At 43.5% G+C, this 18,881-nt stretch carries 21 protein-coding genes; 12 read left to right on the top strand and 9 right to left on the bottom strand.

From position 1 onward, the window contains the following. The first annotated feature begins 218 nt into the window (after positions 1-218). The 3 genes from vapB to Q337_RS0104460 all read left to right on the top strand — a co-directional run bounded on the left by vapB (position 219) and on the right by Q337_RS0104460 (position 1,900). A complete protein-coding gene (gene vapB / locus Q337_RS0104470; protein WP_026470573.1) occupies positions 219-449 on the top strand; it encodes a type II toxin-antitoxin system VapB family antitoxin in 231 nt (76 codons plus the stop codon). Continuing rightward, positions 449-850, top strand: coding sequence for a type II toxin-antitoxin system tRNA(fMet)-specific endonuclease VapC (gene vapC / locus Q337_RS0104465; RefSeq protein WP_026470572.1), 402 nt, complete (start codon positions 449-451; stop codon positions 848-850). Before vapB ends, vapC begins: the two co-directional genes overlap by 1 nt. 222 nt (positions 851-1,072) lie before the next feature. After that, entirely contained in the window at positions 1,073-1,900 is an 828-nt protein-coding gene (locus tag Q337_RS0104460) for a hypothetical protein (protein ID WP_026470571.1), read from the top strand. A 53-nt stretch (positions 1,901-1,953) separates the two neighbouring features. On the opposite strand, the gene Q337_RS0104455 is transcribed toward Q337_RS0104460, so the two are convergent. The 3 genes from Q337_RS0104455 to Q337_RS0104445 all read right to left on the bottom strand — a co-directional run bounded on the left by Q337_RS0104455 (position 1,954) and on the right by Q337_RS0104445 (position 4,952). After that, on the bottom strand, positions 1,954-3,849 hold the full coding sequence (locus Q337_RS0104455; RefSeq protein ID WP_026470570.1) for a SurA N-terminal domain-containing protein: 1,896 nt from the start codon (positions 3,847-3,849) through the stop codon (positions 1,954-1,956). A 151-nt stretch (positions 3,850-4,000) separates the two neighbouring features. Further along, complete coding sequence (locus Q337_RS0104450) at positions 4,001-4,273, bottom strand: HU family DNA-binding protein (protein ID WP_026470569.1); 273 nt, start codon at positions 4,271-4,273, stop codon at positions 4,001-4,003. Positions 4,274-4,460: 187 nt separating this feature from the next. Further along, positions 4,461-4,952, bottom strand: coding sequence for a phasin family protein (locus Q337_RS0104445; protein ID WP_051526556.1), 492 nt, complete (start codon positions 4,950-4,952; stop codon positions 4,461-4,463). Positions 4,953-5,153: 201 nt separating this feature from the next. Here Q337_RS0104445 and Q337_RS0104440 point away from each other — a divergent pair, with 201 nt between their 5' ends. From Q337_RS0104440 to fdx, 8 genes are all read left to right on the top strand, one after another. Next, positions 5,154-5,798, top strand: a complete 645-nt coding sequence (locus Q337_RS0104440; protein WP_026470567.1) for a hypothetical protein — start codon at positions 5,154-5,156, stop codon at positions 5,796-5,798. Positions 5,799-5,940: 142 nt separating this feature from the next. Continuing rightward, complete coding sequence (locus Q337_RS0104435) at positions 5,941-6,420, top strand: Rrf2 family transcriptional regulator (protein WP_026470566.1); 480 nt, start codon at positions 5,941-5,943, stop codon at positions 6,418-6,420. Next, positions 6,417-7,634, top strand: a complete 1,218-nt coding sequence (locus tag Q337_RS0104430) for an IscS subfamily cysteine desulfurase (RefSeq protein WP_026470565.1) — start codon at positions 6,417-6,419, stop codon at positions 7,632-7,634. The genes Q337_RS0104435 and Q337_RS0104430 overlap by 4 nt, the downstream gene beginning before the upstream one ends. A 93-nt stretch (positions 7,635-7,727) precedes the next feature. Next, positions 7,728-8,120 carry a Fe-S cluster assembly scaffold IscU gene (iscU, locus tag Q337_RS0104425; RefSeq protein ID WP_026470564.1) on the top strand — a complete coding sequence of 131 codons (393 nt, stop codon included), beginning with the start codon at positions 7,728-7,730 and terminating at the stop codon, positions 8,118-8,120. A gap of 35 nt (positions 8,121-8,155) precedes the next feature. After that, the gene (gene iscA / locus Q337_RS0104420) at positions 8,156-8,476 is read left to right on the top strand and encodes an iron-sulfur cluster assembly protein IscA (protein ID WP_026470563.1); all 321 of its coding nucleotides are present in this window, start codon (positions 8,156-8,158) and stop codon (positions 8,474-8,476) included. A gap of 45 nt (positions 8,477-8,521) precedes the next feature. Then, entirely contained in the window at positions 8,522-9,061 is a 540-nt protein-coding gene (hscB, locus tag Q337_RS0104415) for a Fe-S protein assembly co-chaperone HscB (RefSeq protein ID WP_026470562.1), read from the top strand. A 50-nt stretch (positions 9,062-9,111) separates the two neighbouring features. Next, positions 9,112-10,962, top strand: coding sequence for a Fe-S protein assembly chaperone HscA (hscA, locus tag Q337_RS0104410; protein WP_026470561.1), 1,851 nt, complete (start codon positions 9,112-9,114; stop codon positions 10,960-10,962). Positions 10,963-11,020: 58 nt separating this feature from the next. Further along, entirely contained in the window at positions 11,021-11,359 is a 339-nt protein-coding gene (gene fdx, locus Q337_RS0104405; protein ID WP_026470560.1) for an ISC system 2Fe-2S type ferredoxin, read from the top strand. A 329-nt stretch (positions 11,360-11,688) separates the two neighbouring features. Here the strand turns inward: fdx and Q337_RS16750 are convergent, their stop codons facing one another. The 3 genes from Q337_RS16750 to Q337_RS0104385 form a co-directional block, all read right to left on the bottom strand. After that, positions 11,689-13,107 (bottom strand): adenylate/guanylate cyclase domain-containing protein, encoded by a 1,419-nt coding sequence (locus Q337_RS16750; RefSeq protein ID WP_051526555.1) that lies wholly within the window; start codon positions 13,105-13,107, stop codon positions 11,689-11,691. Between the two features lie 99 nt (positions 13,108-13,206). Continuing rightward, positions 13,207-13,641, bottom strand: a complete 435-nt coding sequence (locus Q337_RS0104395; RefSeq protein ID WP_026470559.1) for an HIT domain-containing protein — start codon at positions 13,639-13,641, stop codon at positions 13,207-13,209. A gap of 444 nt (positions 13,642-14,085) precedes the next feature. Further along, positions 14,086-14,847: a glutathione S-transferase family protein gene (locus Q337_RS0104385; RefSeq protein ID WP_026470558.1), complete on the bottom strand. Its 762-nt coding sequence runs from the start codon at positions 14,845-14,847 to the stop codon at positions 14,086-14,088. 278 nt (positions 14,848-15,125) lie between these two features. Here Q337_RS0104385 and ychF point away from each other — a divergent pair, with 278 nt between their 5' ends. Continuing rightward, positions 15,126-16,217 (top strand): redox-regulated ATPase YchF, encoded by a 1,092-nt coding sequence (gene ychF / locus Q337_RS0104380; protein ID WP_026470557.1) that lies wholly within the window; start codon positions 15,126-15,128, stop codon positions 16,215-16,217. Between the two features lie 145 nt (positions 16,218-16,362). Here the strand turns inward: ychF and efp are convergent, their stop codons facing one another. The 3 genes from efp to Q337_RS0104365 form a co-directional block, all read right to left on the bottom strand. After that, on the bottom strand, positions 16,363-16,929 hold the full coding sequence (gene efp, locus Q337_RS0104375) for an elongation factor P (protein WP_026470556.1): 567 nt from the start codon (positions 16,927-16,929) through the stop codon (positions 16,363-16,365). A 146-nt stretch (positions 16,930-17,075) separates the two neighbouring features. After that, complete coding sequence (gene earP, locus Q337_RS16745) at positions 17,076-18,251, bottom strand: elongation factor P maturation arginine rhamnosyltransferase EarP (RefSeq protein WP_034279202.1); 1,176 nt, start codon at positions 18,249-18,251, stop codon at positions 17,076-17,078. After that, positions 18,252-18,725 carry a hypothetical protein gene (locus Q337_RS0104365; protein WP_156935702.1) on the bottom strand — a complete coding sequence of 158 codons (474 nt, stop codon included), beginning with the start codon at positions 18,723-18,725 and terminating at the stop codon, positions 18,252-18,254. Positions 18,726-18,881 lie beyond the last annotated feature (156 nt).

Genomic DNA, 18,881 nt, shown 5'->3' with positions numbered 1-18,881 from the left:
AAATATTAAATGGGTTAAATTTGATCGTTGAAATGAATAGTAGCCAAATTTTTGGATATTCAATTTATGTCGTATAATGTATATTATGTTAAATGAAGTATAGACTAACTTCTTTAGTACTACTGATGATAATCACTGCTATGCTCCTTTAAAAACCATCTATAATTACAAAACTAATTGCTATATACTCAAGCCTAGGGCAACTTTAGGAGTTCACGATGACTGTTACCAGTGTATTTACTAACAACCGCTCACAAGCCGTCAGATTACCTACCAGTGTTCGATTTTCACCTACAGTTCAACAGGTGTATGTCCGGCAGATCGGTGTGGATCGAGTCATCAGTCCCGTAGGACAAACATGGGACAGTTTTTTTGATGATCCGAACCTAACCATTACTGAGGACTTTGAGCGTGGTGATCAAGTAGAAAGCATTCGAGAGCAGTTTTAATGCTCAAATATATGCTGGATACCAATATTGTAATCTATGTTATTAAACATAAGCCTATAGAAGTTAGAGAACGTTTTAACAGTGTTTTCTCTCAGATTTGTGTAAGCAGTATCACCGTTGCAGAATTAGTCTATGGTGCAGAAAACAGTGCGCAGCCGGAACATAATTTAATGGTAGTTGAAAATTTTTTATCTCGGCTACAGGTCTTGGATTATGGCACTGAAGCTGCTATCCAGTATGGCAATATCAAAGCCTATCTAAAAAAGCTGGGACAACTCATTAGTGACAATGATTTGCATATTGCAGCGCATGCACGGAGCAAAGGTTTTATTCTCGTGACTAATAATACTAAAGAATTTAATCGGGTTCCTGCGCTTCAGTTGGACAACTGGGTGAGTTAATACGAATTCCTTAATTTATTTTGACCCTCCCTGCTTTTACATATTAAAGAGAATGAATCTTATAAAACTTTGTTGAAATAATACTTTTAACTGTTTAATAAATTAGAAGAACTTTTAGATGGTATTTAGTAGATGAATTTTAAAAACTAATTTACTTAAATCATGTTTTATAAAATTTACACTATGATAAAATTCTAGTTATCGTAAAAGGTGATAAAGAATATGCGACCAGAACGTTTAAGCCAGGCTGAACAGCAAAGTCTGGTTCGACTGGAAATTTCAAAATGGTTTGATAGTTATCACAATGCATTAATGGAATTGCGCCAGAAGGCTGAAGCACAGCATATTCCATTTGAGCTACATAGCTTTGTAAAAAGTCAGGGTGAACGCTTTGGTAAAGGTTCAGCGCTTTTACTCGGTAAACCACGTTTAAAATGTCTGGTGATGCTCACACCATATCATTTAGATGAAATCAAATTGTTAATCGAAGACTATGCGCAACAGGCTCAGGCAATCGTAGAACGTTTTGAGCTTAAAAAACTACCTAAATTGCTAGAAACACCGTTAATTATTGAAGATGTCATTGCTGTTAATTTTACCAAAAATCCTGCTATTTCTATTCTCACAGTTAAGCCTGATGAAGTAATTGAATGGTTTGAACATCAACTGGAAATGCTTCAAAACCATGCTCCAGCGCTGATTGAAAACCAGAAAGCATTGCATGAAATTCATCAACTTAATGAAAGTGTTGCCTATATTAAAAAATTTAAAAATGAAAATGATGGCACGCAAATCCTTAAACGCTTTTATCAATCCGGGTTTTCTTATCGGGCTACGTTACGCTTTGCTAATCACTCCAAGAAGGTGATCAGTTTAAATGAATTCCTTTTCATCGTTGGCCATAATGATGAACTTCCACGATTTGGCGATAGTACACAGCTCCCCTACCCGCGCAAAAAGCGCTCTGACATCATCCTCAAGAGTGATCGCAATATTGTGGCAGAAACCACTAACGAGCTGCATTATTATTTTAGCGAGCCGAAAAAATAATCCGCCATATAAAAAGCCATCCTGAGGATGGCTTTTAAGTCCCTGATTAAAAATTATTTGCCGTTTTTATCAGCAGAAAGATCTTTAATCTTGGCCTTTGCTTTAAGGTATTGAACATAATCAGCCAGTTCCTGCTGACCACGCAAGGTTGCCATTGTGCTGGTTAATTGCTGGCGCTGCTCTGGATTAACACTTGCTGGATTACCCGCTATCACCTCTGATACAGCTACAATAATCAGATTACTGCCTTCAATATAATAACCTGCAGACCACTGGTTTGCTTTAGGCTTAGCCACTGCAAATGCTGCACGCTCCAGTGCTAGTGGTGCTCCGCTCATACGAGTGATTTCACCAATGCTTTGCAGGGTAATATTATATTCCTGCTGTACCTGAACAGGAGTTTTAGTCTTTAAGGCATCTACAATTGCTTTTGCCTTGGCTTCCGCTTTGGCACGCTGTGCTTGTGCTTGCAAAGTTTGCTTAATTTGAGCTGTGGCTTCTGCCAGGGTTTGCGGGCGTGCTACATGATAATTGTTCACTTTTACCCAGATTGTTTTACCGGGAGCAATTTCAATTCCGGTAGAAATCTTGCGGTCGCCATGCACAATGTCATCATTAAACAGGGCCGCTTTAACAGATGTATTATTCAGAGGTTCTGTTGCATTTAGCTTGGTCACATTTTTGGCAGAATTAACAGACAAGTTCTGTGCTTTAGCCAATTCCTGCAAGCTGTCTGTATCAACAGCCATATCATTTAAACGATTGACTGTTTCGCTATATAGCTCATCAAGCTTACTCTGTTGCGCTTGTGCAGTAAGTTGTGGACGCAGGGATTCCAGACTGGCAACGCTGTCTTTTTTAATTTCACTGACTTTAATCAGATGATAGCCAGCATCTGAACGGACAGGAGCAGATACCTGATTAACTGGCAGACTAAATGCTGTATCATCAAATGCACCCGGGAAAGTTCCCTTGCTTAAAAAGCCCAGGTCTCCATTATTGGCAGCAGAACCAGGGTCCTGTGATACTTCACTGGCAACCTTGCCAAAATCTTCACCAGCCTTAATGCGTGCAGCAATTTTTTCGATTTGCTGCTTGGCTGCTGCTTCAGAAGTTTTACCATTTACTTCAATCAGGATATGCTGAATACGTCGTTCCTCTGCCCCTGCACTTTTGGCCTGCATAGCCTTGTACTGCGCTTGGATATCTGCATCTGTCACCTGTATTTGAGATGCTAATGCATTACTATCCAGCACAACAAAATCCACATCAACACTTTCTGGTAAGCCAAGTTGCGACTTATTTTTATTATAATAATCGGCAATTTGTTTGGCTGTAATCTGGCTATCAACAACAAAACTGCTTAATGGCAAACTGGCAACATGCACTTTGCGTTTTTCGGTTTGCAGGACTGCTAGCCGGTCAATATCAGCCTTACTTGCTAATCCAGTGTCATTAATACCACCAGCTAGTTGCTGAATTGCTACCTGCTCTCTGACATCATTTAAAAGCTGTGAAAGCGAAGTCCCGGAGTTTTTCAGATAAGTTTGAAACAGTGCATCAGAATATTTGCCATTTTCCTGAAAGCTTGGTTCCTGGCGAATCAACTGACCAATTTGCTGGTCACTCAATTCAAAGCCCAATTTCTTGGCTTGATCCAGCAATAAGGCACGATAGACCAGATTATTAGTGACCAGTTGCTTGATTGCATCCTGATTAAGCTGGCTCTCATCCCCTTTTACCTGCTCCAGTAACTGTTTACGCTGGTTTTCAATGGCAGTATCAAGCGCAGTCTGGCTAATTTTTGCCTTGTTCACCTGAATGGCTGTTTCATCATTTCCATTTCTGCTGAAATAGCCCTCAATCCCAACCAGCGCAAAGGGAATTAAAAAAATGACCAGTAAAACCTTGCCCAGCCAGCCTCTGATTAAACGACGAAACGCTTCCATAAACCCTACCAAAAAAACGATGCGCAAGCATGTTAGCTTATATTGTTCAAGATACAAGTGATTTGAGATATAAGCGCTGTTCTATATGTTTTCAACGCGTTAAATAAACGAAAAACGCGCCATATAAGGCGCGTTGATATCAGAACGCTGATCAGGAAACAGCGTCTTTTAAACCTTTACCAGCTTTAAAGCCGGGTACTTTGGTTGCGGCAATCTTGATGGTTTCGCCAGTTTTTGGGTTACGGCCAGAACGTGCAGCACGCTCTTTTACGCTAAAAGTCCCAAAACCAACCAGCGTTACAGTTTCGCCAGCTTTCAGGGCATCGCTAATAGCACCGATTGTTGCATCCAATGCCTGACCAGCCTGAGCTTTTGATAAACCCCCTTGGGTGGCAATGGCATCAATTAATTCTGCTTTATTCATGAAGTCAACTTCCTCTGAATCACTTTGTTAAAAAAATCACTAATCGCTATCTCGACTTATAGGACTTTATATCAATGCGTTGAGTACAAGGCAAGCACATCCAGACCATAAAGATCAAAAATGGCTGCCTTTTTTAAGTTTTTTCATCGAAAAAATTATGTTTTTAATCTGTTGTATAAAATTTAAACTATTTTTTAGGGCGCAGCTTTTTGACTTCTTCTGTTAAATCATCAATTTTTTGTTCCATCCGCTCAATCAACTCAACCAGTTGCGCTACTTCCTTATGGGAGGCAAAACCAATGCGTGATACTGTGGAATTAACCCGCTCATCGAGTGCCCGTTCTACTTTTTCCTTGGTATCGCTAACACGGCCAGTTACCCGGTCTTTAACTTCGCCCACCACCCCGACAGTACTGTCTGCAATATCGCTGGTTTTGGATTCAAGTTCCTCTCCAACCTTTACCAAAGAGTCAAACAGGCGTGTGCCTTCATCTTCGGCACGGGAAAAAGCCCCCAAGCCAGCCAGCCAGATCTGCTTGGTATATTTGCGAAAATCCAGAACATTTTTTTTACGGTTATGCGCGCCTTGCATCTCCTGATTTTTATCTTCCATATCAGAAGACACCTCGTTAGTGTCACTAACTTTAGAATCCACTTCGTTTTTTCTGCTATTGGTCATAACTCTCTCCATAAAATAATGACTGACATTTAAGTAAAAGCGACACTTAACTTCAACAGTAAATTACTCTGAATATATCATAGCGAACATTTCACTCTTAAATTTTTGTCTAACAAGCTATTGACTTTGTGGCGAAAGTCTACAAGATAGAACCTAGTTATTTATTAAGTTAACCTTTTGCTTGCCAAGGAAAAATGTTGTATGCCTTCACAACAGGCGCCACAAGAGCGGAATTTATTTCAGTCCTTTTTACTCATTCTTATTGAAACTCTGCTTACTTTCCTGCTCAAGCATGACCGTATGTCGCGTCATCATGCCCAGCATTTAATTCAGCGTCGTGCCTTGATTTGTGTCAAGACTCACCTGCCCAGTGATACGTTTTATGTCACCTTTGCACCCCAAGGTGTACTGTTCGACTTTGAGATGGCGCAGAATGCCAAAATTGATGCTACCGTCACGGCTTCTACCCTAACCTTACTCAGAGCTTTTTTTACAGCTAAACCAGTATCGTTTGAAAAAATTAGCATTAAAGGCGAACAGCAGCTTGCAACTGAATTACGCCACCTGATGGAATACTTCAACCTGCCGCAAATCGTTTCGGATTGGCGAAGCTGGTTTACTTTTGAATCCAATGATGTAACACCGGTTTCCCAGCGCATGAAACCATTATTGCGCCGTATTGATGAGCAGCGCCTACAACTCAGCAATATGTCAATTGCAGCAAAACAGCAAGCTTATGAACTCAAAATGATAAAAAAACGCTACCAGATACTTTTAGTGATGCTGGGAGTGATCATTATGTTATTACTGACTGGTTTACTTTATACTTGGTGGTACTTTAGCTGATGGCCTAAATTTCCAATTTTTAGCGCCATTTATATTTTCAGAATTGATATTAACTATTTAAAAAAACGTCAGAATTAAACTTGACTAAATTAGTCGGAATTCATTAAAATTAGTCTATTCCATTTTTTGCGTTCATCGGATTATGCGCCTGACCACTCGCGGTCGCTATGCCGTGACTGCCCTGCTTGACCTCGCACTCCAGCCAGCTGACCAAACCATTACGCTTGCCGAAATTGCTGCAAGGCAATCCATTTCGGTGGCTTATCTTGAGCAACTGTTTGCCAAATTAAAGCGTCAGGGGCTGGTATCCAGTGTCCGTGGTGCCAATGGTGGCTATCGGCTGGCACGTTCTGCCAATGATATTGCGGTTCTTGAGATCATTGAAGCAGTAAATGAGTCAGTTGATGCAACCCGTTGTGACCATAAGGGCAATTGCCAGAATGGCGCAATGTGCCTGACCCATGACTTATGGCAGGATTTGTCCAATCATATTGAACATTACTTGGCTGGTATTACCCTTGCGAGTCTGGTTGAGCGCAAGAATGTTCAGGCAGTTGTGCTGCGCCAGAACGCCTCTCCGATTGATCCTTCACGTTTAACGCTTGCAGGTAACCTGTTATGAAACGTCCTATTTATCTCGATTATGCTGCAACCACGCCAGTTGACCCGCGTGTAGCTGATCGCATGATGCAATTTTTGACTATGGATGGCGTATTTGGTAATCCTGCCTCGCGTTCGCATGGCTATGGCTGGCAGGCTGAAGAAGCTGTGGAGCATGCCCGTCAGCAAGTTGCCGATCTGATTAAAGCTGATCCCCGTGAAATTGTATGGACTTCAGGTGCCACTGAATCAAACAATCTGGCGATCAAGGGTGTTGCCTATTTTTACCAGAAAAAAGGCAAACACATCGTTACCAGTAAAATTGAGCATAAGGCTGTACTGGATACCTGCCGTCAGTTAGAAGATGAAGGTTTTGAAGTTACCTATCTGGATGTCCAGCCCGGTACTGGCCGTATTACCCCGCAAATGCTGGAAGCTGCATTGCGTGAAGACACCATTCTAGTGTCACTGATGATGGTGAACAATGAACTGGGCAACCTGACTGATATTGAAGCTATTGGTGAAATTACCCGGGCTCGTGGCATTTATTTGCACGTGGACGCAGCACAGGCAGCAGGCAAGACAGAAATCGATCTGTCTCGTATGAAAGCTGATCTGATGAGTTTTTCCGGCCACAAGATTTACGGCCCTAAAGGGATTGGCGCCTTATATGTGCGTCGCAGCCCCCGTGTACGCTTGAAGGCACAGATTCATGGTGGTGGACATGAGCGTGGCATGCGTTCTGGCACATTGCCAACTCACCAAATTGTAGCGATGGGTGAAGCATTTGAAATTGCCGGTCGCGAAATGGCTGCTGAACAACAGCGTCTGGAAGTCCTGCGTACCAAACTCTGGAATGGCTTGCAGGATCTGGAAGAAGTTCACTTAAATGGTGATCCGGATTATCGTGTTGCCAACTATCTGAATGTCAGCTTTAACTTTGTTGAAGGTGAATCACTGATGATGGCGCTAAAAGACCTTGCCGTATCGTCAGGTTCAGCCTGTACCTCTGCCACACTAGAGCCATCTTATGTATTGCGTGCTTTAGGTTTACCTGATGAGCTGGCACATAGTTCAATTCGCTTTAGTTTTGGCCGCTATACCACTGAAGATGATATTGATCAGGTACTTGCCTTTACCCGCTCGGCTGTTGACAAGTTACGCGCACTATCTCCGCTATGGGATATGTATAAAGAAGGCATTGACCTGTCTACTGTACAGTGGGCAGCGCACTAACCCGATCTTGTTTTAAAAATGACGGATTTAAATTGTGGGGAGCAATCCCCATATTAATTATCACTCGCTGACCCCGAGGTTTGGAGAAGCAAAATGGCATACAGCAATAAAGTAATTGATCACTACGAAAATCCACGCAATGTGGGCGTTCTGGATAAGGATGCTGACAATGTCGGCACTGGCATGGTTGGTGCGCCAGCATGTGGTGACGTGATGCGCTTGCAGATTCAGGTTAACGATGCTGGCATTATTGAAGAAGCCCGTTTTAAAACCTACGGTTGTGGTTCTGCAATTGCCTCAAGTTCCTTGGTGACCGAATGGCTTAAAGGTAAAACTCTGGATCAGGCACAAGCCATTAAAAACAAGGACATTGCTCAGGAACTGGCCTTACCTCCGGTAAAAATCCATTGCTCAGTACTGGCAGAAGATGCCATTAAGGCAGCGATTGAAGATTACCGTAGTAAAAAAGTTGCTGACCAAGCTTAAGTTTATTGTTTTACCCTGCTACAGGAGCAACCCGTATGATTCACTTAACTGAACGCGCTGCACGCCATGTCTATGATTTTTTGCAAAATCGTGGCAAGGGTGAAGGTATTAAAGTGGGTGTAAAAACTTCGGGCTGTTCTGGCTTGGCGTATGTTCTGGAATTTGTGGATCAGGTTGATCCGCATGACACTGCATTTGAAGCCTTTGGGGTTAAGGTGTTTGTTGATCCAAAAAGTCTGGTGTACTTGAATGGTCTGGAAATGGACTACGTCAAGAACGGCCTTAATGAAGGATTTGAGTTTAACAACCCTAACCAGAAAGGTGAATGTGGTTGTGGTGAGTCATTTACCGTTTAAGCAAACGGCTTTATATATTTTTTTGATGTAGCTAAAGGTGATGCTGTGACTTATTTTGAGCTGTTTGATATAAGCCCCAGTTTTGATGTTGATTTATCTCACCTCAAGGCTAAATACCGTCAACTCCAGCAGCAATACCATCCGGATCGGCAACAGGCAAACCCTGATGGTGGCCAGCAGGCGCTTCAGCAATCCAGCCAGATTAATCAGGCCTATCAGACCCTAAGTCATGCCGATAGCCGCGCGGCTTATTTGCTTCAGCTTAATAAGCAGGATGGTGGTCTGGAAAACTCTATTGGCGATCTGGAGTTTTTGCAGCATGCACTGGAATTACGCGAACAACTCGAAGAAGCCTCTACCTCGGAACAACTGGACTCCCTGCGCATTGAGGTTACTCAGTGGCTCGAAGCTTTAAGCCGCGAGTTCAAAATTGATCTTGAGGAGCAGGACTGGGTAGATGCCCGTGATACAACCCGCAAGTTGCGCTTCATTCAGCGCGTTCTCCTTGATATTGATAAAGCAGAAGATCGTTTTGATGAGTTTGGCTCAGAGGATCTGGATGCTGCATTTGATGACGAGTTTTAAGCGCTGCTTCTAATTATTGGTTTTAATGGTTATAAAAAGGTTTTTATCGTATGGCGTTGCTGCAAATTGCTGAACCCGGCCAGTCCACTGCTCCGCATCAACACCGCATCGCAGTAGGGATTGATTTGGGGACTACTCACTCCCTGGTAGCAACTGTCCGTTCTGGTAAACCGGTAGTACTGGCTGATGAATACGGTAAGTTGCTATTACCGTCGGTGGTGCATTACGGCGCAGAAACCACCACAGTGGGCCAGGCAGCACGTAATTTTATTGAGCAAGATCCACATAATACGATTGTTTCCGTCAAACGCTTTATGGGCCGCTCACGTAATGATATCCGTTTTGAGCATCCCTATACGCTTGAAGGTGACAATGACCAGATGCCTGCATTTGTTACCAGTCAGGGGCGTAAGACACCTGTAGAAATCTCGGCTGATATTCTATTCCGTTTAAGAAAACTGGCTGAACAATCACTGGCTGATAATTTGAATGGTGCAGTGATTACCGTTCCGGCCTACTTTGATGAAGCCCAGCGTCAGGCAACACGCGATGCTGCACAGTTGGCTGGATTGAATGTATTACGGCTTCTTAATGAGCCTACAGCAGCGGCCATTGCTTATGGTCTTGACAAAATCGATAGTGCCGAAGAAAAAATTCAGGTTATTTTTGATCTGGGTGGCGGTACTTTTGATGTTTCAGTGCTGCGGTTAAGCAAAGGAATTTTTGAGGTTTTGGCAACCGGTGGACATACCGCGCTGGGTGGCGATGACATTGACCGTATCATTGCAAAATGGGTTCGCGAGCAAACACCAAGCCTTTCCCTTTCTGCTGCGGATAGTCAGGCTTTAATGATACTGGCGCGTCAGGTTAAGGAACAATTGACGGAACAGGAAAGTCTACAGTTCGAATTTAGGGAATTTTCATATCAGCTGGATCGTATCCAGTTTAACACCCTGATTGCGCCTGTCATTGAACGCACACTGACAGTTTGCAAACGTGTATTGCGTGACGCCAAAATTAAGATTAACCAGATTGATGCCGTGGTCTTGGTCGGTGGTTCAACCCGCTCCCCAGCGATTCAAAATGCAGTTGCCGATTTTTTTGAGCAAACCCCACTCTGCTCACTAAACCCTGATCAGGTAGTAGCGCTAGGTGCTGCGATTTCTGCAGACCAGCTTGTTGGCAATCAGGCTAATGGCGCATTACTTCTGGATGTGACGCCTTTGTCGCTGGGTCTGGAAACCATGGGTGGACTGGTTGAACGGGTTATTCCCCGTAATACGCCTATTCCTGTAGCACGCCAGCAAGAATTTACCACCTACAAAGATGGCCAGACTGCCATGCTGATTCATGTGGTTCAGGGCGAGCGTGATCTGGTAGAGCATTGCCGCTCGCTGGGTAAATTTGAGTTGCATGGTATTCCGCCAATGACTGCTGGTGCGGCACGTATTGAGGTTAAATTCCAGATTGATGCAGATGGCTTGTTGTCAGTTACTGCGCGTGAAGCCACTAGCGGCGTGAATAGCCAGATTAATATCAAGCCTTCATATGGCTTATCCGAGCAGGATACTACACGCCTGCTTACCGAAGGATTCCAGTTTGCCGAAGAAGATAAAACCTTGCGCCAGCTACAGGAAACCAAAGTAGAGGCAGAACGTGAACTGGAAGCGCTGGATCAGGCAATTGTAGCGGATGGACACTTGCTGGATGTTATTGATCTGGATGCTTTGCAACGTGCCATGCAAGCTGTACGTGAAGCTTTGCAAACCAACCAGCTCAACCGGATTGATATGGCTATTGCTCGCTTAAAAGGTCATAGCAATAATTTTGCAGCGATTCGTATGAACCAGCATGTTGATACCGCCTTAAAGGGCACGAGTCTTAATGACTGGAATTCATAATGTCAAATTGCATCGATAAGCCAATCAGGTCTTAGCTAGAAAATTATAGAGAACCATCATGCCCCGTATTACTGTGCTCCCTCACCCACAATTTTGTCCTGAAGGTAAAACTTTTGAGGTTGAACCGAATGCCAATTTGTGCCAAAGCTTACTGGATAACGAAGTTTGCATTGAACATGCCTGTGATATGTCAGCAGCCTGTACTACGTGCCATGTGATTGTGCGTCAGGGTTTTAATTCACTGGACGAAATGGATGATGTAGAAGCAGATTTGCTAGATCGTGCTTGGGGTTTGGAGCCAGATTCGCGACTGTCCTGCCAGGTTTTGGTAGAAAATAAGGATCTGGAAATCGAAATTCCAAAATATACGATTAACCATGCCTCAGAGCGTCATTGATTGCTTTAGCATATGAGTGTCTTACTATCCGTCTGACTTAAGTATTGCTACGCTTGTCGACTTAGCTAAATTAAATTCAAATATGATTCGACAAGCGTTATTTAGCTTAATAATTATTCTTTATATCTAATACTTTAAATCAACCTATTGCTTAGACTTCTATTTTTTCATTTGAACTACGTAAAATGAAGGTGTTCTGAAGAGTTGCTATTAAACTATAAATCTACACTAGGATAATAAATTAGTTTTTAGAAAGCCATGATCTAATGATTGAATTTAATATTAAAGATGAGTATTAATCGGTTGCAATACAAAATACGAGTAGTGAACTAACGCTTATATTTATCTTGCGGCTGAAAGCGGGTTTCTTCCATTTTGAGTCGTTTGGTAACCTGCTCAAGGATCTGAATGGCCTTCGCCCCTTCATAAGGTTTAAGCTCATTTAAATCAAGTTGCAGGTGAAAACCTTGCAATTCATAGTCAATCCAGCGATTAGTTGCAGCTTTTTCACTGCCCTGTCGTCCTACTATTTGCCAGGTCAGTACAGGTTCACTTAGGCCTTTAAGCTGTATTTCGCCTTTTTCCAGGCAGGTAAAACTGTCTTTAACCAGTTGATAGGTGGACTCAGAAATCAAGATCTGATCAATTTCTGCTGCAGTTTGCAGGCGTGCTGCGAGATTGGCATCGCGTCCAACAATGGTATAACTCATACGTGAGCTAGTGCCAAAATTACCCACATGGCAATAACCGGTATTAATACCAATACGGATATGCAGGCCACTATAACCAAGCCGCTTCCAGCGCTCACGCAGGATTTTCATTTCGTTGAGCATCGCCATTGCCATATAAATACAGGCTTTGGCATCTTCTTTATAGCCCTTGGATTCCGGATCACCAAAGAAAATCAGGATGGCATCACCCATGTATTTATCGACAGTCCCACCATGCCGTCGGGCAATATCGGTCATGTGTTCAAAATAATCATTCAGGATAAATGCCAGATCATCAGGTAGCAGTTTTTCTGAAAGCTCGGTAAAACCCTGAATATCTGAAAAGAAGATGGTCAGCTTTTTGCGCTTATTATCAATCTTGGCTTCATGGTCGCCACGGATAATCGACTGCCAGATTTGGGAAGGTGCATAACGCGCCAGTTTGTTGGCCAGCGTCAGGTACTTGGTGACCTGCTCATCTACAAGCTTCTTTTCGCCTTCAATTCGATGCAAGCGCTGGTTAAAATAAACTAGTCCTACACTAAGATAAATAGTCAGGCATAAAATGCTGATGACTGAAACCACCATTGGGCTGTTTTTAAAATCAATATCATTAATGCCCATTAAATAGCAAAACAAGTACAACATACTGACTGAAACCAGTGCCACCGTTAAAAGGCCAAGCCAGCCTACCCGTACCCAGATAGCGCCATAAATTAGTCCTATAATTACCAGTAAACTGGGAATAACGGCAAATTCGATGCTAATTAGCCAGAATGCTACAAACAGGGCATCTATCAATAAAATTATATTTTTGGCCAGCGGATAACCGAAACGGCGAATCAAACGATTTGAACTGTAATTCTGAATAAAAGGCGTTAAGAAAATCGTTGTAATAATAACGAATGGATGATTAGGGTGAACCGCATTACTGTACAGTGCAGCCAGAAAAATAATGAGTATAAGAAAATAGGCGACATAGCGGTGATATCGCGCAAACTGCAAAGGATCTTTATTCAGAATATCAAAGCTTAGCACACAAATCCCTGTATCTGGCCTGTATTTCTTATACCCTAAAGCGTTTCACAGAAATGAACCAGACACATCCTGTAACGCAGAACGTGCCTGTAATAATGATTATTCCATACGCCAGTCAAATGGCATTTCACCCTGACCACGCAAGGCAAGCATTAAAGTCTGACGCATGTGAGCCAGTACATCACTGGTATAGGGAACTGCAGGTGTGCCCCATACTGGCTTTGGCCAGACAGCATCATTCTGGTAACGCACAATATGATGGAAATGCAGTTGCGGTACCATGTTACCCAATGCAGCAACATTCATTTTATCGGCACGGAAAACACGGGCTAACTGGCTGGACAGCCAACTGGACTCACGCAAAAATTGTTCCTGATCGGCTTGACTAAGCTCATAAAGCTCACTGACGCCGGGAACGCGCGGAACCAGAATTAACCAGGGAAACTGCATGTCATTCATGAGGCGACATGTTGAAAGTGGAAAATCACCAACCCAGAACGTATCCTGAGCCAGCTGGGAGTGCAAACTAAACATAGTCGTTTTAATGCAAATGCGATAAAGCACTTATACTATCACAGCAAACCGCGTAAACAGTATAGTAGCGCTGAGATTTTACATCGAAAAAACAAAGTCATAATTTACAGTTCTGTGGCATCATCCATTTCAAACTCAAAATCCTGTTCGTCAATTTCAAGTTCAATGGCTGAATTTACATAATTAATTAAGCGTTTCATCATATTTTCCTTATTCATCAAAATGATGTTATTGATCAGTATGACTGTATCAAGCACAGTCTGTTCTCTTAATATATAAACTGATTTGAATAACCAGCGATGCAATTACTGCGCCAACTAATTTAATGGGTTTTATATGACCGACCAATGACAATGCTGTTTCTTTTTACACATATTATTTATCATCTTGTATTGTTTTATTTAAAAGCCAGCATTAACTAATACTGGCTTTCGTGTAGCGAAATTAAAGACCGCGCCAGTCAACCCGGGCATGGCGTTCATTTTGATAGATACGCATCACATACTGGCCAAATGGACGATCCAGTAATTCCTGACGATAGGCACGAATTGGCTCAGGCAACTGCTCTGGCTCATCAAGCTGCCAGGGTGTGCCCTGTGGCCCAAATAGTGGGGCTGATAAGGCGCACACCGCAATATCCGCCAGCCCCAGACGGTCACTCACCAGATATCGCCCTCCATTGGCAATCAGTTTTTGCTCGACCTGATTAATCAGTGTATCGAGTTTTTGCTTGGAGGCTTCCGCTTTCTTGGGATAAATGCCATACAAGCGAATCACACCTTTTTTAATAAACGGTTTGGAAAAACGTTCAGTGAATCTTAAAAAGCCCTTTTCGCCTAGCATGATTTCCATGGTTTCGGGTTCATCCAGCAGGTACAGGTACATCCAGCGACGCACATGAACACCAATCTGGCTGGCAATTTGATCCAGCTCAATGGCCTGGACACGAAATTCGGGTTCTCGGCGCAAGTACGGCTGTTCGGGATACATACCATCCAGATACAGGGCAATCTCGGTAGAATCGGCAATCCAGTTTTTGCCATCATGCAACATGGGCAATGTGTTTTTGCTGGTTTTAAAACGCACCCAAGGCCGATGCAGGCCGGGAATCAGGTTCCTGGCCACATAATCCAGTTCTTTATGATCAAGTAACCAGCGAGCTTTTTCACAATAATGTGATAATGGAAATTGATACAAGGTGCGCATAAACACTCCAAGACAGGATTTTTTAAGAAATTTTGCCGTATCATAGCAGACTCATCCGGCTTCGGTCTGTTTCTCATTTGCTCATGCGGGCTGAAGTGTTGTTGGCAAGACAAAGTGGCTATGCCTTGCTCTTAAAAAATCCTACTTGCGCTGCAATGCAACTCATTTCTTGCGCTCGGGCAGATGAAAAGCATCGCTTTGCAAGACGAAGTGGCTATGCCTTGCTCGCTCATGATAAGATATGCGCCAGTTTTTATATTAAATAGATGAGCACTTTCATGGGTTTTAATTGCGGTATTGTTGGCCTGCCAAACGTGGGTAAATCGACACTGTTTAATGCATTGACCAAGGCAGCCATTGCAGCAGAAAACTTTCCGTTTTGTACCATTGAGCCCAATACCGGGATTGTTCCCATGCCGGATTCGCGTCTTGACAAGCTGGCAGCCATTGTAAAACCAGAGCGTATTATTCCAACCACCATGGAATTTGTGGATATTGCCGGTTTGGTTGCCGGGGCCAGTAAAGGCGAAGGTCTGGGTAACCAGTTTCTGGCCAATATCCGTGAAACTGATGCAATCGCCCATGTGGTACGTTGTTTTGAAGATGAAAACGTCATTCACGTGAATGGCAAAATTGATCCGCTGGATGATATTGCTACCATTAATACCGAACTGGCACTGGCTGACCTTGATACGGTAGCAAAAGCATTACTACGCCTGACCAAGGTCGCACGCGGTGGTGACAAGGATGCACTGGCAACCAAAGCCGTGCTGGAAAAAATTGAGCCGGTGTTAAATGAAGGTCGCCCTGCCCGTGCTGCCGATTTGTCTGATGATGAACGCAAGCTGATTCGCGGGTTTGGCCTAATGACGCTAAAACCAACTATGTATATTGCCAACGTGGCAGAAGACGGCTTTGACAATAATCCGCATCTGGAAGCTGTTAAGCAGTTAGCAGCCAGTGAAAATGCGCAGGTTGTGGCATTATGCAATCAGATTGAAGCAGAAATTTCCCTGCTGGAAGATGAAGACCGCGCCGAATTTCTGGAAGCCATGGGAATGGAAGAGCCGGGTTTAAATCAGGTGATTCGTGCCGGTTATGGCCTACTTGGCTTGCAAACCTATTTTACTGCTGGTGTTAAAGAAGTACGTGCATGGACGGTTAAAGTTGGCGCAACCGCACCACAGGCGGCTGGCGTGATTCATACCGACTTTGAAAAAGGCTTTATCCGGGCTGAAGTGGTCGGCTACAGCGACTTTATTCAGTATAACGGTGAGTCTGGTGCCAAGGAAGCTGGCAAATGGCGTCTGGAAGGTAAAACCTATGTGGTGCAGGATGGTGATGTGATGCACTTTAGATTTAATGTCTAAGCTAATAGACTAATTATTTAAAAACGCTGGGATGACCCGGCGTTTTTTTATGGGAAGTTGAATGCTTAATATTGTTAGACGTTATTTGCACAGTCTGAGGCAAAAAAAGAGAGCCGCAGCCCTCTTTTTACATCACACGTTTTGATTAGTTTTTCGCGCGGGCACGGAAAGAACCATCACGGGAATCAATTTCAATACGCTCGCCAATTTCAATGAAAGAAGCAACCTGCAACTCATAACCATTGTTTAGCTTAGCCACTTTGGTCACTTTACCAGAAGTATCACCCTTGGCAGCAGGCTCAGTATAGGCTACTTCGCGCACAATAACTGTTGGCAGTTCAACCGCAATCGGCTTGCCTTCGTACAGGGTAACTTCGCAAACATCAGTCATGCCGTCTTCAATGAAGTTTTTAACGTCACCAAGGTTTTCTTCTTCAACTTCAAGTTGATTAAACTCAGTATCCATGAATACATACATAGGATCAGCAAAGTAAGAATAAGTAGCTTCGCGGGTTTCCAGAATAATCTGGTCAAACTTTTCATCAGCTTTGAAAACCGATTCCATGGCCTGCTCGTTTAGCAGGTTTTTCATTTTCATTTTAACAACGGCAGCGTTACGGCCAGACTTGTTGAATTCAGTTTTAAGAACAACCATCGGTTGACCGTTAACCATAATCACGTTGCCAGCTTTAACTTCTTGTGCGGTTTTCATGGGATGTATCCTAAATAAGCCCTTTTACGTTGGTGCAAGATTCTACCCGATTTCAGTCCGGTTTTGCCAAACTCTTGCAGGCTTTTCTATCGATGAAGGTTAAAAATATAAAATTCTGGATGCCAGCCATTAATGGATAGTTACTATTATTCCAGTTGATGTTGCTCAACCCAATTCATGAGACGCCTAGCCAGATCAGGCTGCGCTGTCAGAAAACCACTCCAGTCAGACAGTAGATTTGGCCATTTGGGCAAGTTAGTCAGCAGTTGTTGCCATAGTTTGGAATTTGAGGGCGTATTGCTATTCCAGGCCTGCATTGCCGTTTGCCACGCAACAAAATCTGCCAAATACTCGCCTTTAACCTGTTGTTTTATCTGATCTATCCAGGCCTGCAATTTAATAAAGTGGGCATTTTCATCTTGTGGATAAATGTGCCAGATAAAAGGTTTGCCTGCCCATTGCGCCCGCACACAGGAATCCTCGCCCCGGATAAAATTAAGGTCACATGCCCAGAGCAACTGGTCATATTGCAGATGCGATAAAAACGGCAGCATAGCAATTTTCAGGTTTTGGCAGCTTACCTGATCACTAATCTGCAATGTTTTTTGCAACTGTAAGCGTGATTGCAGCCATAGTTCAATATCAGGAATGGCCTTGCTTTTGGGGACCAGCAGCAGTGTTGCGATAGAATCTTCTGCCAAGGCTGTCAGTAAGTCTGCTATCGCATTATTTTCATAGGAAAATAGTGATATTTTTCTGGAAAACTGCATGGCATTGGATAAGCCCAGACTGTGCCAGAATTCTACCTGCTGTTGGCTGTCCTGCTGAAACTGGTCACGTTCAGTAAGCAAAGCCTGCTCCCGGATTAGGCCACCACTTTGTGCTGTGGTACTGGGAAACCAGAAGGTCTGCTTTAAGCCCGTTGCCGGATGAATGGAAACCATGCCATGGCAATCCATGACCCAGGGTTCGGCACTCATGTATTCCAGATTAATCCAGAGCGGCGGCTGGCCTGCACTGGCTTGTTGCTGCATCTGGTCAATGAGTTGATCTTCTAGCCGGCAGCCAAAACCCTCAATAATGAGATCATAAGGCTGATCGAAATAAACATCAGCATGCCAATGATGGACTGTAATCTGATCTAATTGCTGAATAGGTAATTCTGGTTGCAGCTCTGGCGCCAGTATGGAAAAGCTGCTGAGGTCATTAACAAACAGGCTAACATTTAACTGATATTCTGCAGCCAGTTGGCGGGTCAGGCGCCAGCAAACACCAATGTCGCCAAAGTTATCAATAATGTTGCAAAAAATGGCGCAATGCATTTACTGGGGCTGCTGTATTGGGTTTTGCAGAACCTTTTCGCACAGACTTTTTTGCTTTTCAAAAATAGCTTGCTTGTCAGCCTGACCGGGGATTTGATTCTGGATGCTTCTGGCCCAGCTATCCAGTGAAATCAGCGCGCCACGACAAATGGTGTATTGATCGCCCACCACGCTATCGGACTGCTTGACTTCGGTATTCCAGCGTAACAACAACTGCCTGATGGGCTGAAAAACCTGTGCGTCTAGCTGGCTAACATCAACAGGCTGCGCCGTTAGCACAGGCTCGGTCTTTAATATGAACTGATAGGTTTGCTGGGCAATATGCGAGGCATCGGTTGATAATTTAACAGCGGGCTTGATTTCACGCTTGTGCTGCCCTTCCTGCCCAGACTGGTTACAGGCTGCCAGAGTGAGGCTTAAAAGACCAACGCTTAAAGAAATTGCTAACCCAGCCTGCAATCTGTTTTTTATCACTCTATCTTTTATTACCTTGCTACTTTCAATCACTGTGTTTGCCGCCTGCACTGCCAAAAGAACTGGACATATTGTACGAAAAAACCAGTAAAACTTTAAAGGATTCTATGTTGTATTGTGCAGGCATTGAATTGATAGCATTTTTTTGGCCTTGCT

It is taken from the genome of Alkanindiges illinoisensis DSM 15370, assembly GCF_000619845.1.
Taxonomy (GTDB): Bacteria; Pseudomonadota; Gammaproteobacteria; order Pseudomonadales; family Moraxellaceae; genus Alkanindiges; species Alkanindiges illinoisensis.
This window is presented reverse-complemented; position numbering and strand designations above follow the sequence as displayed.